The organism is Verrucomicrobiia bacterium, from assembly GCA_035460805.1.
GTDB lineage: Bacteria > Patescibacteriota > UBA1384 > CAILIB01 > CAILIB01 > DATHWI01.
Map to the genome: position 1 here is coordinate 1 of DATHWI010000045.1, position 13,592 is coordinate 13,592.

Sequence of the window (13,592 nt, forward strand, 5' to 3'; positions counted from 1 at the left end):
CCAGGGTTATCCCTATGGATCCGATAATGGTAAAGCTGACTGTCACGGCAAGGATGTAGAGGAGGAGGCAGGTGGCGGTGGGCACAAGGAGCTCCTTGAAGGGCGTTGGGTCATCACCACTTGCAGGTGGCTCTGTAAGGAGGAGGGATTGTTTGTTGGCAAACAGCCAAAGAACAGCCCCAACAACAAGCCCCCACACAACTGTTGCTGGGGTATTAAGCCACGCACCAACTAGTGCGGGGAGGATTGTATATGCTGCCTTTAGAAGGGGCTCTATAAGAGGTGATTCATCATGCTTGGCGAGGGGAGCCGTCCCTAGTGCGGCTGCCAAAAACACCAGGAGTGAAATTGCACTAAGGGTAGGCAGGAAAAAGGCAAGTGCGAGTGCTCCCGCGGTGCTTATCCCAAGACCTGCAACAACTTGCCGACGCGTCTTAAGGGGTAGGCTCTTTTGGAATTCCTTTTTAGGCAGAAAGAGGAATTTGGTGGTGTGAATGAGGAGGTGCGCAGGGAGGGTAAAGAAAGCGGCCAGGGCGAAGAGCTGCCATGGGAACAGTATTCCATTTGCTGTTGCCACAAATCCAAGGAGAAAAGAAATGAGCACAAAGTGCCATCCCTTTGGTTGGCTGAAGGCGATCAGTGATGGCGAGCTGGAAGAAGGCATACTTCCAGTATACGGCATGCTAGCGGACGCGCCGTAGTATTTCTTCCGCGTGAGAAGTCGAAACCGGCTGGATAGAAAGGCGCATGCCCCTTCGGATGACCAACATGCCCTCAAAGGCCTCGTCGGTGCGTAGGGCCTCCAAAGTTATGGGGTGTGGAAATATCTCTTTGAACCCCACATCAACCAAGACCCAGCGGGGATTGTCAGGACTGCTCTTGGGGTCAAAGTATTCGCTTTCCTCCTTGAACTGCGTGGGGTCGGGATAGGGGGTACTTACTACTTCTGCCAATCCCACAATGCTTGGTTGGGCAACGTTCGAGTGATAGAAAAAGAGGAGGTCACCCAGTCTCATGGAGTCACGCATGTAATTGCGTGCTTGGTAGTTACGGACGCCAGTCCAGGGCTCGAATCCCTTTTTCTGGAGGTCCTCTATCCCAAAGTCATCGGGTTCGCTTTTGATGAGCCAGTAGTTCATATGCAAATAGTACCTATTCACCTTTCAGAATACAAAAAAGCCCCCAGAGCGGGGGCTTTTTGCTTAGGCAATATCGATGGAGTGCGCCTTGTTGCGGAGCTTTCGGCGATATACCTGGTAACGTACTGCGGTTGCGCTAAGGCCAAGGGTTCCGCCACCGATGAGCAAGAGGAGAGAGTCCTCTGGTCCTGACTGCGGCAGGTTGCTAGTTGTGGTAGCAACGCGAGGCGCAGGGGTGGTTTTAGGAGTTGCCGTGACAATTGGGCGTGGTGTGCTCACTGCCGTCGCGGTAGGGGTTGGAGTAACCGGGGACGGTGAGACAATAACTGGAGGGATGGAAGGTTGCTGGACGACAGCCACAGGGCTGGTGTTACGCCACTGGGCAATCTTCGCTGCAATCTGGTTGCGGAACAGGAAGAGCACGCCTGCCAATATGAGGATTCCAATGACGATACCAAAGAAGGCACCAGAATCAAAAAAGGTAGGTTTGGTAACCCGGGACGCAGTTGTTGTAGTTGTCTTGTCTTCAAAAGCCATACTATCCGTATACCACGCTGTCGCCTGGTGTCAATGCTTTGGAAACGGCTATGATAGCTTTATGCGTATAGTACTCTGCACCGAATCGTACCCCCCGGCCATCTCTGGCGTCTCTGTTTTTACGAGTAAAGCAGCCATGGAGCTGCAGGCTCGAGGCCATGATGTGATTGTGATTGCTCCGAGTCAAAACGGCTCACCTAAGCGCGAAAACAAAGATGGCGTACCGGTGTACAGGCTCCGTTCCATCCCTAGTCCCTTCCGTCAGAAATACCGTCACGTAGTAGGGCAGCAACTGGCTATTAGCCGTATCCTCAAGCGTTTTGAACCAGATATCATCCATATCCAAGATCCTGGCGGTTGTTCTTCAGCCGCCCTGCGCTGGGGAAGGCGGCACGATGTTCCCGTGGTTGGTACGCGGCACTTTGCTACCAACCTTGTAGCCGCCTATTTCCCATTTGCCAAAATGCTTCCGGAAGAAGCAGTGCATGGGATTATTGATATGTACAGCCGAGAATTCTTCAAACTCTGTACCGTCGTGACATGTCCTACTGACACGGTGCGCCAATATATGTTGGGCAAAGGCTTTGAGATCCCCATGGTTGTCATAAGCAACGGAGTTGACCTTCCTAAGTTGGATGAGATGCCCAAGCCTCGTAAGGGCATACCTACTATCCTTACGGTGAGTCGGATAGATGAAGATAAGAACATTGAGCTTTTGTTGAAATCCGCACCGTTAGTAAAGGCGAAGCGGGACGTTGAGTTTGTGATTGTGGGTGGTGGGAATAAGCTTCAGCAATACCGGCAGTATGTTAAAGATCAGAAGCTGTCATCTTACGTACGGTTTACGGGTGCGGTGAAAGCGGATTCCCCAGCCCTTACTTCTTGGTATACCCGCTCTACGCTATTCGCTATACCCTCCCTGGTTGAGACACAGAGCTTAGTGACACTAGAAGCAATGTCCTACGCCTTGCCTGTTGTAGCGGTCCGGGCAGGGGCCTTGCCTGAGCTTATTAAGCCAAACCAGACCGGCTACTTGGTGCCAGTACCTACACCTGCTCATTTTTCTAAAAGCTTACTTGCTGCATTGGACTACCCTGACCGAACAAGAGAGTTTGGAGTCAATGGAAGAAGGCTTGTGGAGCGAGAACATGCTCGCCCACACTGTATCGACCAGCTTGTCCAACTTTATGAAGCAACCGTAAGGGGTGACTACTCGCCGAAGACGTCCTAAATTGGAGGTGTGGTACGAGATGCCAGGCCTGGCAAGTGCCTCACCATTATCCGCATAAGCCCATAGGGGGAAAGGAGCGTATGGAAGAGGTTATGAAAAACGTGCTGTGTAATGTGGAGGCTAGGGAAGAGGTGGAGAAAAAGGAGTTTGCATTGGAAAATCAAGCCGCCCCCTGGTTGGAGTAAGAGTGGTAGAGGAAGAGACTAATCTTCTTGAAAGAAGGGCAACCGTTGTGGTTGCCCTTGCTAAGATCTGTCAGGTTCTGGGCTTACTAGCCTCACTTATGTACCTGACATTTTATTTCTTGGGTAAGAAGTTAGAGTCTGACTTTTCAACCCTTTATATCTCCTTTTTCTTTTTGGTAATTAATACAGCCGCGATCCATTTAGCAAAAGAAAAGAAGGTTTCCATAGCCGCGGGGATTCTTACTACTCAGATACTGTTGATTGGATCTGGATTATTAGTTTTTTGGGGACATGACTTGCCTGTGGGCTTGCTTACTATAGTTCTAGGAGTTGCAGTTGCCGGGGTGGCATTTGGAAACAGAAGCTTCTTACTGACCGGGTTAGTTTCCATATTTGCGTATGTAGCTATTGGGACACTTCAGGTAAGCGGGGTATATACTCCGGTTACTTATTGGAAAGCTACTCAGTACTCCTACTCAGACATCATCACCTACGCCATAACCATGGCGATTATCTTTGCGGTAACATGGCTCTTTAACAGGCAGCTTCACTCATCTTACCTCCGGGTAAAATCCTCAGAGGCAGCCCTGCGCCGCCAGGGGGAGCACTTGGAAGAGTTGGTAGAAGAGAGGACGCAGGCGCTCAGGCAGGAGCATTTCCAGCGTATGGCCGACCTGCACACCTTCGTTCTCTATGGCAAAGAGGCAACGGGCTTACTGCATGATATCCTCAGCCCTTTGACTGCCCTGGGCCTACAACTTGAATCGCTCAAGCGCCAAAAAGTGGAATCCGAGCAAGTGAAAAACGCAGAGGCCACACTCAAACGGTTAGAGCAGCTTGTAACAGGGGCGCGGAGGCATATGCGGCGTGAGATTGCACCCGAGGACTTTACCTTGGAACGGGAGGTGGATGCAGTCATCCAGTCACTGCGGCACAGGACGGATCGTCACGGCATCGTCATTAGTATGGAGGGCCTGGGCGTGGTGCTGCATACCGACCCAATTGTTATCTATAAAATCCTGCAGAACATTATCTCCAACGCGGTGGATGCTTCCCTGGATGTCCCTGATAAGCGGCGGCACATTCTTGCAAAAGCCACTGCTTCCAAGGAGTTTCTCACCGTGCAAATCCAGGACAGAGGTGTGGGCATTCCAGATCAGGCCATTTCCCAAGTTTTTGAGCCGTATTACACCACTAAAAAGCAGACTGAGGGTTCAGGGATTGGATTGAGCTTGGTGCGAGAACTGGTTGAGCAGCAGCTCATGGGCACAATCTCCCTCGAGAGTTCCCAGGAGGGCACGCTTGTGACCCTCCAACTCCCTAACCACATCTTGGCTGAATCGTATGCTGCAAAGGCATCTCGCAAAACTCCTAAGCACTGAGGAGTATTGGTTGAGTCAGACCCATGGCGAGGGTTTCGCAGAAAGAAGGGCATCGCGTTTTTGCGCCCTGTTAAGCGCTAGTGTATACCCCGATATGCTCGTGCCGGAGGAGTACATTGCTCTTCCTAAAACGGGAGTGGTTAACTACTGGCTTGATGGCTCGCAAGAAGCAGGTTCCGAACCATATCCTAATGACCTTGATGATACGGCAATTTGCATTGGCCTGAGAGCACGACAAGGGCTTTTGACGCCTCATGAAAAGGCAGGTTATGTCCGAACGCTCATTGCTGCGGAAACAGCCCCCGGTGGGCCATATGCAACATGGTGCACCTCAGACCCTGCATGGCACGATGTGGATCCTGTGGTGAATGCCAACATTGCTTGGTCTCTGGCACAGTGCGGGGTGACGCTTCCGCCACTGTCCGCCTACCTCCAAGAGATGTGGGAAAAGGACGCGGTGTCACCCTATTATGCAAACCGATGGGTTACACGCTACCTTCTGCTTCGTTCGCTTACCCAGCCTCAAAGTGCTCAGAAAGTTCTGAAAAAACGCCTCGCAAGCAGCCCGCCTTCCGGTGTATTGGAGTGTGCCGCAGCAAAGCTGTGTCAAAAAGCCTGCGGGTTGCCCATAAAGAGTGAACGGGTTCAGAAAATAGATTGGGAACCGTTGGTGATGGAGAGGCGGGGTAAAAACCCTCGTTTAGCGGGCTCGGAACTTGCAACAGCACTTTGGGTGGTTGCGGCAAACAAACCAGAGAAGGTTGCTGAGGTAGCCCTGCCAATGTCGTACACAAGAGTGCGATTGTTAATCGAGGGGCTGCCCCAAGAGCTGGCAACCTCGCTTCTACCAGTCCTCGCAAAAATTGAGCGAGCAGACCAGGCGGGGAGTATTGCGGGGATCGCTACGGTACTTGCCCGGCAGGCAGGATTTAAGGTCTCTGCAAAAGAGCTGGAAAGGCTGGAGGATGCCACAGTCTTAGGCTGGCTGGCGTATACCCTTGCTGACGATGTGCTGGATGGCGATAGCTCTTCTCAAGCCCTACCCTCTATTCAGTGGGCGACCCGGCAAAGCTTTCGCTGCTTTATAGAGGTTGCAGGTCTAGGGTTTATTCCTTCCGCGGAAGCTGTTTTTACCCGGATGGATGCGGCAAATGCCTGGGAGGTAACCCATGCCCGTGGGCTATCTTCTATCCCGCTGTCATATCCACCCCTTGCCGAACGCTCTTTGGGGCATGCCTTGGGCCCATTAGCACTCCTCATGATCTGCAAAGAAGCAGGTGCAGACCAGGTCTTGGTATGTATGGAGGCTTACCTTGCACTGCGGCAGCATATTGACGATGCACACGATTGGCTTGCAGACCACGAGCACGGAATACGAACCACTATTGGTGATATCACTCGCAGCCATGCTGGAGGAAAAACAGTCTCTGACTTGAGACAGTCTTTTCGCCTTCATACGGCGGGGTATGTCATGGACCAGGGCGCACTATATGTAGCTGCCCTTAACTCTGCCCGGTGTAGCCTTCCCCCTAAGCTCAAGTTTTTCTTAGAAAAAGAAGAGGCCCGGCTTACCCGGGCTCTTGAGCGATTCTCAGAAACACTTCAGTTTACAGAGGCCCTGCGCCTTACGGCATAAGCTCGGCCAGTTGCTGAAGGAGGAACGGGCCGTGGTCTACAGGGTCTACTTTGGGGTAGACCGCCACAATGGTTCCTTCGGGATTCACAATGAACGTACTTCGTTCCATTCCCATGTATTTCTTTCCGTACATGCTCTTCTCTACCCAAACGCCAAAAGCTTGGGCCATGGTGGTCTCAACATCGGCCAAAAGAGGAAAGGTGAGATGGAACTTCTCCCTAAACTTTACGTGGGATTTTACGGAGTCCTTGCTAATCCCATAGATGGAAACACCTTTCTCCAAGAAATCCTTCTGAGCGTCACGGAGTGAGCAAGCTTCTGTGGTGCAACCAGGAGTGTCGTCCTTTGGGTAAAAGTAGAGCACACTCCACTTTCCCAAAAGGCTTTTCTCCGTCACCGTAGTACCGCTGTCATCTTGGAGGGAGAATTGGGGCAGGGGATTGCCGGCTGTAATCATAGGGGGATTCTAAGCGGTATGGGTGGAGGGGAACAAATAGCTGCCTTGCTCTTCAATGCCTGCCAAAAGGAGGTGGCCATGTTCTGCCACTACGGTAGCAATAGCGCAGTTGCCTGCCCAGTGCAGCTCGTGAGGCCTGTTTTGAACGAGGCGCGCTTGGAGCATCCAAATGAGGCCGGCATGCGTAGCTAGTACAATATGTTGCCCGGGGTGTGCCTCCACTACTTCGTGGATAATGGCGCGCAGTCGCTGTTCCAAGTGGTCCAATGGCTCGGAGCCCGGCACTCGGAATGAGCCGTCGTAGGCACTCTCAGGGAAATGGTACCCACTGTGTGTCTTGTGGATCTCGCGGGGTGAGTGGCCTTCCCAGTCTCCTAAGTTCCGTTCACGAAGCTCTTCCCGCTTTATGATGCGCAGGTGACGCTGTTCAGCGGTTGGCATAATCGTAGTGAGGCAGCGCGTAAGCGGAGAGGCATAAATGGCATCAATCCGCTCGTGGCTCAAGCGTTCTGTGAGACGCGCAATCTGTTCCTGCGCCTCGGGCGCCAAGGGAACTTCACCGCTACCGGCATAGCGATGTTCCTTATTCCACACGGTTTGCGCGTGCCGGACGAAAATAATGCGGGTACTAGCATTCATGGGTGACAAACGTATGCTAGCATGGAAGCCTGATCATCACCTAAGAACTGCCAATGTACACCCCTTCGCCCTCCATCCTTAAGCAATACGCCGATGTCTTGGTGAAGTTTGCGCTGAACAGCGGTGAGGGCGTGAAACCGGGCGAAGTAGTGTATGTCTCGGTGCCTGAATGCGCCAAACCTTTCTACGTCCCCCTTCGGACAAGCATCCTGGAAGTGGGTGCGTACCCCATCATGCAGTTCATCCCTGACGATGTGGCTGTGGCAGACATGTACCAGCAAATGAACGACGAGCAGATTACCTTCTTTGCAGACAAGTACTACCGGGGGATTGTGGACCAAATTGACCACTCCCTCATGATCTTGGCCGAGTTTGATAAATACGAACTAAAGGATGTCCCGCCGGACAAGCTTGTCCGTCGCCAGATGGCTATGAAGCCCTATCGTGAATGGCGCGAACAAAAGGAGCAGGCAGGGAAGTTTACCTGGACCCTGGCGCTATATGGAACGCCTGCCATGGCTAAAGAGGTGGGGCTTACAGAAGAAGAGTACTGGCAGCAAATCATCGCCGCTTGTTACTTGGACGATGCAGACCCTATTGGGCGATGGAAAGCCACACAGGAAGAGCTGGAGCGGGTGCGTGGCGCTTTGAATGACCTTCAAATAGAGAAGGTGCACATGGAAGGCCCCGACGTAGACCTTACCGTTGGGCTTGGTCCAGACCGGACCTGGTTGGGTGGGTCTGGAAGGAATATCCCCAGTTTTGAGTTGTTCATTTCTCCTGACTGGCGGAAAACGGAGGGTAAAATTACCTTCAATCAGCCGCTGTACACACATGGCCAGTGCATTAGGGGTATCTCACTCACTTTCAAAGACGGCCTTGTCACAGAAATGTCCGCCACAGAGGGGCAACCTTTCTTGGAAGAAATGATAAAGGTCGAAGGCGCTAACCGGATCGGTGAGTTTTCCCTTACCGACGGCCGCCTTTCCCGGATTACCAAGCCGATGGGTGAGACCCTCTTTGACGAAAACATGGGTGGCCCAGAAGGGAACACCCATGTTGCCATTGGCAGTGCATACAAAGATTCATACCCAGGCGACAGCTCCCATCTCACTAAAGAAGATTGGGATAGGCTAGGCTACAACGAGTCAGTTGTACATACGGATATCATCAGCACGGCACCTCGAAAAGTAACTGCTACGCTTCCTTCGGGTGAGAAGCGGGTGATTTACGAGGGAGGCAAGTTCCTTATCTAATCGCCAGGTAGACCAGAATTGCTGCGGCCAGCGCAAAGCGGTAGTAGGAAAAGGCCGCCAGCGAAGACGTGCGAAGGTAGGTGAGTAGGAACCTGATGCTGAAGTACCCTACGACACCTGCAGAAATAAGGCCGGCCATGTAGAAGAGAATGACATCGGCACTTGGCGGGTTTACGGCAAAATCCCCCGCTACGGTAACCATGCGCTTGCCAATGGCGGCAAGGGTAATGGGTACTGAGAGGAGAAAGCTGAACCGCGCTGCTTCTTCACGCGTAAGGCCAAGGAAAAGCCCTGTGGAGATAGTGGCACCTGAGCGGGAGACACCTGGGACAAAGGCAATGATCTGGGCAAGTCCAACGCCGTAGGCACGCGTGGCGCTCAAGGCCGTTGTACGGGGGTGGGTTGCTGCGTACTTCTCCGCCAAAAGCATGACGATACCAAAGAATACGAGCATGCCCGCTATGAGGGGTAGTGAGCGAAAGGTGGAAGCAATGAGGTGCTCTAAGAGGTAGCCAGTTGCGCCCACAATGATAGTCACGCTTAAGATCCACCAAGGGACTTTTTCAGCAATGGAAAGCGGCGCACCTTCTTTTGGTAGGCGCAGCCGACGGACGAGCGTGGCAAGGTCTTCGCGGAAAAACCAAATCAGGGCCAGTGTTGTCCCCAGGTTGGCGAACATGTCGAAAGAGAGGCCGTAAGTACGCTGGTCCAAGCCAAAGACGTGCTGCAAGACAACGAGGTGAGCTGTGGAGGAAACGGGCAGGAACTCGGTCAGTCCCTGTGCGCTCCCTAAGATGATAGCTTCCAGTACGGACGTGAATACCATGCGTACCTAGTCCTTCTCGGACGCTTCCTTAGCCTGGTGTTTTTTGTGACTGCGGTATTCCAGAACGGCGGGGATCGCAGAGAGCACTAGGATGGCGCCAATGATGTACAGAATGTAGTGGTCTAGGTTTGGAATAACTTTGCCCAAGAAATACCCAAGGAGCGTCACGCTGAATACCCAGCCCACACCTCCTACGATGTTGTAGGTGAGGAAGGTGCGGTAGCGCATGTTGCTCATCCCAGCCAGGATTGGCGCAAAGGTACGGGCAAAGGGAACGAAGCGGGCGAGGACAATAGTGCGTGCGCCGTACTTGGTGTAAAAGTTGTGAGCCCGTTGCAAGTTACTTTTCTTAAAGAACTTGGAGTCTGGCTTATTGAAGAGGTTTGGCCCGACGCGGCGGCCAAAGGCGTAACCGACTGAATCGCCGGTAATGGCGGCGATGGTCATCGTAATGAGGAGCAAGGGGAGGTTGAAGAGTTCCTGCGATGCCAAAAACCCTAAGGTAATGAGCAGGCTGTCACCGGGAAGGAAAAAACCAATCAGCACACCAGACTCGGCAAACACAATCCCAAAAAGGGCAACATACGCAATGACGGCGCTCGAGCTCTTCAGAAATTCAGTAATCGCATCGGTGAGGAATTCCATATGGCATTAGTGTAGCAGTATTTCTTCTACTTCAGTGAGGGTGGTTATTTTCATGAGTCGCTGGCGTAGTTCGCGCGCGCCCTCAAACCCTTTGGTGTAATCCATAAGATGCTTGCGCATGCGAATGAAGGCCTTGCCCTCCATTACTTTGTCCAGGTAATGGGCATGCTCCAGGGCAACTGCCATTTTTTCTTCAAAGGAAGCCTCGTAGCCGGTGAAGAGCCAAGGGTTGCCGTACGTGGCACGGCCAACCAGGATGCCATCTACTCCGTACTGCTTAACGCGCTCCTCAGCATCCTCAAGCGATTGGACATCACCATTTCCCAGTGCGAGCGTATCAGTTGTATGGATAATCGCGGCGGCACGCGCAATGGCATCCCAGTCGGCAAGGCCGGTGTAGAGTTGCTTGAGCGTACGGCCGTGAATAGTAATCGCGGCAGGCTCCTCTTCCAGGAGATGGCGTACCCACTCTTCAATGACGATGTCGGTAACGCCTACCCGTGTTTTGACTGAAACAGGCAGGATGCGGCGGTCACCAGAGGAAAGCCCGAGTGATGCCCGGCGTACCTCAACTGCCTGGGCAATGTTCTCTGGCACCCCAATTTCCAATAAGGATGCTCCCTCGGCCCATTGGCGAATTCCTTCGCGAGTGGAGCGGATAATGGCCTTAGCGCGCGGAGGATCAAGGATAAGAGAAGCACCAGCCCCGCGGTCTGCAATGTTCTTGGCAGGGCATCCCATATTAATATCGATACCATCAAAGCCCAGAGCGGCAGAAACGGCGCTCGCAATACGAAAAGCATCCGGGTCACTGCCAAAAAGCTGGGCGGCGATAGGGCGCTCAATAGGGTCGTAGAGGAAATCTACTAGCAGCCGTTCGGCACCTGCCCTAATGCCTTCGGCTGCGGTAAACTCCGTCATAATAATGTGTGGCTTCCCATACTTGGCCACGACAAAACGGTAGGCGGCGTCGGTGACGCCGTCCATGGGGGAGAGGCCAAAGATGGGACGGGGCAATGATTGCCAAAAACCAGTTTCCATTGGGGACAAGCTGCTGACGGTATATACTAATGAGAAGACGCAGGTAAAAGCTCACTATGGCTGACGAACCAACCAAGACCCCTGTTGCCGCTCCAGAACCATCCAACGCTACCGTAGACCGCCTCGTGCGGGCCGTGAATATGGCCTACAGCAGTCCGGGACGGCTCATGTGGCGCGGATTTTTATATGGGCTCATGACGGCTTTGGGAGCCACTATAGGAACAGCACTCTTTTTTACCATTCTTATCTGGTTCTTTCAACGCTTAGGGGGTATCGAGCTATTGAGGCCAGGTATTGAGAGCATCCAAGAAATCATTATTCCTGAGGAATTGCGCACATCTACTTCAAAAGACTCAGCCTCCGTTGAGGAGTTCCTGAAAAAGTACGACGCAACCAATACCCGATGAGTCAGACAATAATAATCTTTGGTGGGTCTGGCCACCTGGCCTTAACCCGCCTCATCCCTTCATTGGCCCGCTCTGAGCGCCTCCATAAGGCACGTGTCTTGTCTGTGGGAAGGACGCCATATACTACTGAGCAGTACAAGGCCAAGCTTCAGCGTGCTGCCGATGTCCCTGAAAGCCAATGGGAAACCCTTTTGGGTTCGTTGCAGTATGTAGAAGCTGACCATGCCGACCCAAATGGTTACAGCCATGTGGCTGAACTTGCGGGTGACGGTAGTCGGATCATTTACTGCGCCGTTCCACCCCAGGCCACCGAGCATGTCATTACTGCCATGGTGAATGCCGGGCTCCATAAGCGGGAAGATGGCCCCGTCCGTCTCATCCTGGAGAAACCGTTTGGTATGGATGGGAAGAGTGCCGCCTCCCTCATGCGCCAGCTCCACAAAGACCTGGACCCGGAAGATGTGTACCCTATTGACCACTACTTGGCTAAGGACACCGTCGCCAACCTCCTCACCTTCCGTTTTGCCAACGCGCTTTTTGAGCCGGTATGGAGCAAGGAGTATATCCGCGAAGTGCAGATAACCGCCGCTGAAACAGCAGGAGTAGAAGGGCGCCTCAGTGCGTATGTAGGGATTGGTGCTACACGCGACTTGTTGCAAAACCACTTACTTCAGCTCCTTGCCCTTTTAGCCATGGACGAGCCGGCGGGATGGAGTGCAGATGAGGTTGCTACGGCTAAGGAGAGCCTCCTGCGTAAGGTGGAGGCACGGCGCAAGCACACGGTCCTTGGGCAGTATGAAGGGGCGCCTGAAGAGCTGGGTACCACCGAAACATTTGCCGCTACCATCCTTAGTATTCCTTCTGCCCGCTGGCGAGGCGTGCCTTTCGCCATTCGCACTGGAAAGCACCTGGCTGCCGGCGTCACTGATGTAACGGTGCATTTCAAGCCATGCGCCTCAGCACTCTTTGGCACCAAGGGGCATGCCAATGTGCTTACATTCCGCATCCAGCCTGATGAGAGCATCTTCCTGAGTATGGCAATCCGTCAGCCAGAGAAGAATGAGGGGATGATCCCGGCGCGCATGACGTTCTGTTATCACGATTCTTTCCGCGGCAAACACAAAGATGCCTATGTTGAGGTCATCGAGGCGGCCTGCCGCGGGGATAGAAGTGTTGCCGTTACTGAGGGTATCCTTAAAGAGTCCTGGCGCATCTGGGAGGAAATGGACGTTGAGAAGCTCCCTGTATATAGGTATGCCAAAGGAAGTTGGGGACCAAAGGAAGCGGATGACCTTATTGAAGAAGAAGGAAGCAGCTGGATTGTGACAGAAGGTGACGTCTGTAATGGTGTTACACTTATGCGAGGGGACAAATGACACATCATTTTCAAAAAGTTCACGAAGCGGCCATTGCGCACCATAAACATGCGGTGCGGCATTTTCATAAGGGTCACAAACATGCCCGTAAGCTTTTGAAGCAGCACAAAGTTGTCATCCACAAGGTGCGCGAGCACTCCGTAAAAACAGCGGCACTTACCACCATCTCTGCAGGGATGCTGGCCACGCCTGCACTCCTGGCATCCCCACAGCAAGCTGGGGCCCATGGCGTTGGTTCAGACCCAGGAAGCGCACTTGAAGCAACGACCCGCTTTGCGCAAAACGACCCATTTGAAAAAGTAAGCGCATACGGCCCGAGTATTGCCGACGCTAACAAGCAGGCCATCTTTAAGGATAGGATCGCGAGAGTTGCTAGTGGTACGGGCCATGAGATGGGTATGGAAGAAGAAGCTGCTGTAGCCCAAGTAATCCAGGAAACTTTTGGCATTACTGCCCGGGCCGAACTGAGTGGCGTGCGCCTGAATCATCAGCGCGGCATCATTGCAGGTGAACAGCACCTGCCGCTCTATCCTGGCGATACCATCAACAACCACTTCAAGAATCCCATTACCGGCCAGGTGGCTGATCCCACTGCCAACCTTACTGGGATGGTTCCAGGGCTTCCTTCGTGGGGCTACTTTGCCAAGAGCAAAGCCGAAGTGACGAAGGAGCAGTACACTATCGAGCAATTTGGCATGGTAGTGCAGACCTTCAAATCCCGCGGTTGGGAGCAGAATACAAGCATGCAATATAAATTCTACAAATACCGCAAAATGATCATGATTAACCACACGACCGGAAAAGCTGTGGTGGGTGCCGTAGTGGATGCAGGACC

15 protein-coding genes are annotated in these 13,592 nt (G+C 52.9%); 7 read left to right on the forward strand and 8 right to left on the reverse strand.

The features are described from left to right. From VLA04_01525 to VLA04_01535, 3 genes are all read right to left on the reverse strand, one after another. Nucleotides 1-664: hypothetical protein (locus VLA04_01525; GenBank protein ID HSI20376.1), on the reverse strand; the 664-nt coding region annotated here is incomplete at its 3' end. A 19-nt stretch (nucleotides 665-683) separates the two neighbouring features. Next, on the reverse strand, nucleotides 684-1,139 hold the full coding sequence (locus VLA04_01530) for an EVE domain-containing protein (GenBank protein ID HSI20377.1): 456 nt from the start codon (nucleotides 1,137-1,139) through the stop codon (nucleotides 684-686). 63 nt (nucleotides 1,140-1,202) lie between these two features. Then, entirely contained in the window at nucleotides 1,203-1,676 is a 474-nt protein-coding gene (locus VLA04_01535) for a hypothetical protein (GenBank protein ID HSI20378.1), read from the reverse strand. A 61-nt stretch (nucleotides 1,677-1,737) separates the two neighbouring features. On the opposite strand from VLA04_01535, the gene VLA04_01540 reads away from it, so the two are divergent. The 3 genes from VLA04_01540 (at nucleotide 1,738) to VLA04_01550 (ending at nucleotide 6,110) form a co-directional block, all read left to right on the forward strand. Next, nucleotides 1,738-2,907, forward strand: a complete 1,170-nt coding sequence (locus VLA04_01540) for a glycosyltransferase (protein ID HSI20379.1) — start codon at nucleotides 1,738-1,740, stop codon at nucleotides 2,905-2,907. A 493-nt stretch (nucleotides 2,908-3,400) separates the two neighbouring features. Continuing rightward, a complete protein-coding gene (locus VLA04_01545) occupies nucleotides 3,401-4,474 on the forward strand; it encodes a HAMP domain-containing sensor histidine kinase (GenBank protein HSI20380.1) in 1,074 nt (357 codons plus the stop codon). Nucleotides 4,475-4,568: 94 nt separating this feature from the next. Continuing rightward, entirely contained in the window at nucleotides 4,569-6,110 is a 1,542-nt protein-coding gene (locus VLA04_01550) for a hypothetical protein (GenBank protein ID HSI20381.1), read from the forward strand. Here the strand turns inward: VLA04_01550 and bcp are convergent. Together bcp and VLA04_01560 are read right to left on the reverse strand one after the other, a co-directional pair. Then, nucleotides 6,100-6,567: a thioredoxin-dependent thiol peroxidase gene (gene bcp, locus VLA04_01555; GenBank protein ID HSI20382.1), complete on the reverse strand. Its 468-nt coding sequence runs from the start codon at nucleotides 6,565-6,567 to the stop codon at nucleotides 6,100-6,102. The two genes, VLA04_01550 and bcp, sit on opposite strands and share 11 nt — an antisense overlap. Before the next feature lie 9 nt (nucleotides 6,568-6,576). Continuing rightward, nucleotides 6,577-7,206 (reverse strand): histidine phosphatase family protein, encoded by a 630-nt coding sequence (locus tag VLA04_01560; GenBank protein ID HSI20383.1) that lies wholly within the window; start codon nucleotides 7,204-7,206, stop codon nucleotides 6,577-6,579. 53 nt (nucleotides 7,207-7,259) lie between these two features. Between VLA04_01560 and VLA04_01565 the strand changes: the two genes are divergently transcribed. Beyond that, nucleotides 7,260-8,462 (forward strand): aminopeptidase, encoded by a 1,203-nt coding sequence (locus VLA04_01565; GenBank protein HSI20384.1) that lies wholly within the window; start codon nucleotides 7,260-7,262, stop codon nucleotides 8,460-8,462. On the opposite strand, the gene VLA04_01570 is transcribed toward VLA04_01565, so the two are convergent. The 3 genes from VLA04_01570 to VLA04_01580 are packed head-to-tail and all read right to left on the reverse strand — an operon-like array spanning nucleotide 8,455 to nucleotide 10,974. Then, a complete protein-coding gene (locus tag VLA04_01570) occupies nucleotides 8,455-9,288 on the reverse strand; it encodes an undecaprenyl-diphosphate phosphatase (protein HSI20385.1) in 834 nt (277 codons plus the stop codon). The genes VLA04_01565 and VLA04_01570 overlap by 8 nt on opposite strands. A gap of 6 nt (nucleotides 9,289-9,294) precedes the next feature. Then, a complete protein-coding gene (locus VLA04_01575; protein HSI20386.1) occupies nucleotides 9,295-9,933 on the reverse strand; it encodes a VTT domain-containing protein in 639 nt (212 codons plus the stop codon). Between the two features lie 6 nt (nucleotides 9,934-9,939). Further along, the gene (locus tag VLA04_01580; GenBank protein ID HSI20387.1) at nucleotides 9,940-10,974 is read right to left on the reverse strand and encodes a tRNA-dihydrouridine synthase; all 1,035 of its coding nucleotides are present in this window, start codon (nucleotides 10,972-10,974) and stop codon (nucleotides 9,940-9,942) included. 56 nt (nucleotides 10,975-11,030) lie between these two features. On the opposite strand from VLA04_01580, the gene VLA04_01585 reads away from it, so the two are divergent. The 3 genes from VLA04_01585 to VLA04_01595 all read left to right on the forward strand — a co-directional run. Then, nucleotides 11,031-11,381: a DUF5665 domain-containing protein gene (locus tag VLA04_01585; protein ID HSI20388.1), complete on the forward strand. Its 351-nt coding sequence runs from the start codon at nucleotides 11,031-11,033 to the stop codon at nucleotides 11,379-11,381. Continuing rightward, a complete protein-coding gene (locus tag VLA04_01590; GenBank protein ID HSI20389.1) occupies nucleotides 11,378-12,757 on the forward strand; it encodes a hypothetical protein in 1,380 nt (459 codons plus the stop codon). The genes VLA04_01585 and VLA04_01590 overlap by 4 nt, the downstream gene beginning before the upstream one ends. Further along, nucleotides 12,754-13,592, forward strand: an 839-nt coding sequence (locus tag VLA04_01595; GenBank protein HSI20390.1) for a hypothetical protein, incomplete at its 3' end; no start/stop codon positions are given. The genes VLA04_01590 and VLA04_01595, both read left to right, overlap by 4 nt.

What these genes read in the sequence shown, in the direction of transcription:
- bcp (HSI20382.1), bottom strand. Translation starts at nt 6,567, where the DNA reads ATGATTACAGCCGGCAATCCCCTGCCCCAATTCTCCCTCCAAGATGAC.
- VLA04_01590 (HSI20389.1), top strand. Translation starts at nt 11,378, where the DNA reads ATGAGTCAGACAATAATAATCTTTGGTGGGTCTGGCCACCTGGCCTTA.
- VLA04_01560 (HSI20383.1), bottom strand. Translation starts at nt 7,206, where the DNA reads ATGAATGCTAGTACCCGCATTATTTTCGTCCGGCACGCGCAAACCGTG.
- VLA04_01540 (HSI20379.1), top strand. Translation starts at nt 1,738, where the DNA reads ATGCGTATAGTACTCTGCACCGAATCGTACCCCCCGGCCATCTCTGGC.
- VLA04_01565 (HSI20384.1), top strand. Translation starts at nt 7,260, where the DNA reads ATGTACACCCCTTCGCCCTCCATCCTTAAGCAATACGCCGATGTCTTG.
- VLA04_01535 (HSI20378.1), bottom strand. Translation starts at nt 1,676, where the DNA reads ATGGCTTTTGAAGACAAGACAACTACAACAACTGCGTCCCGGGTTACC.
- VLA04_01570 (HSI20385.1), bottom strand. Translation starts at nt 9,288, where the DNA reads ATGGTATTCACGTCCGTACTGGAAGCTATCATCTTAGGGAGCGCACAG.
- VLA04_01530 (HSI20377.1), bottom strand. Translation starts at nt 1,139, where the DNA reads ATGAACTACTGGCTCATCAAAAGCGAACCCGATGACTTTGGGATAGAG.
- VLA04_01585 (HSI20388.1), top strand. Translation starts at nt 11,031, where the DNA reads ATGGCTGACGAACCAACCAAGACCCCTGTTGCCGCTCCAGAACCATCC.
- VLA04_01550 (HSI20381.1), top strand. Translation starts at nt 4,569, where the DNA reads ATGCTCGTGCCGGAGGAGTACATTGCTCTTCCTAAAACGGGAGTGGTT.
- VLA04_01580 (HSI20387.1), bottom strand. Translation starts at nt 10,974, where the DNA reads ATGGAAACTGGTTTTTGGCAATCATTGCCCCGTCCCATCTTTGGCCTC.
- VLA04_01575 (HSI20386.1), bottom strand. Translation starts at nt 9,933, where the DNA reads ATGGAATTCCTCACCGATGCGATTACTGAATTTCTGAAGAGCTCGAGC.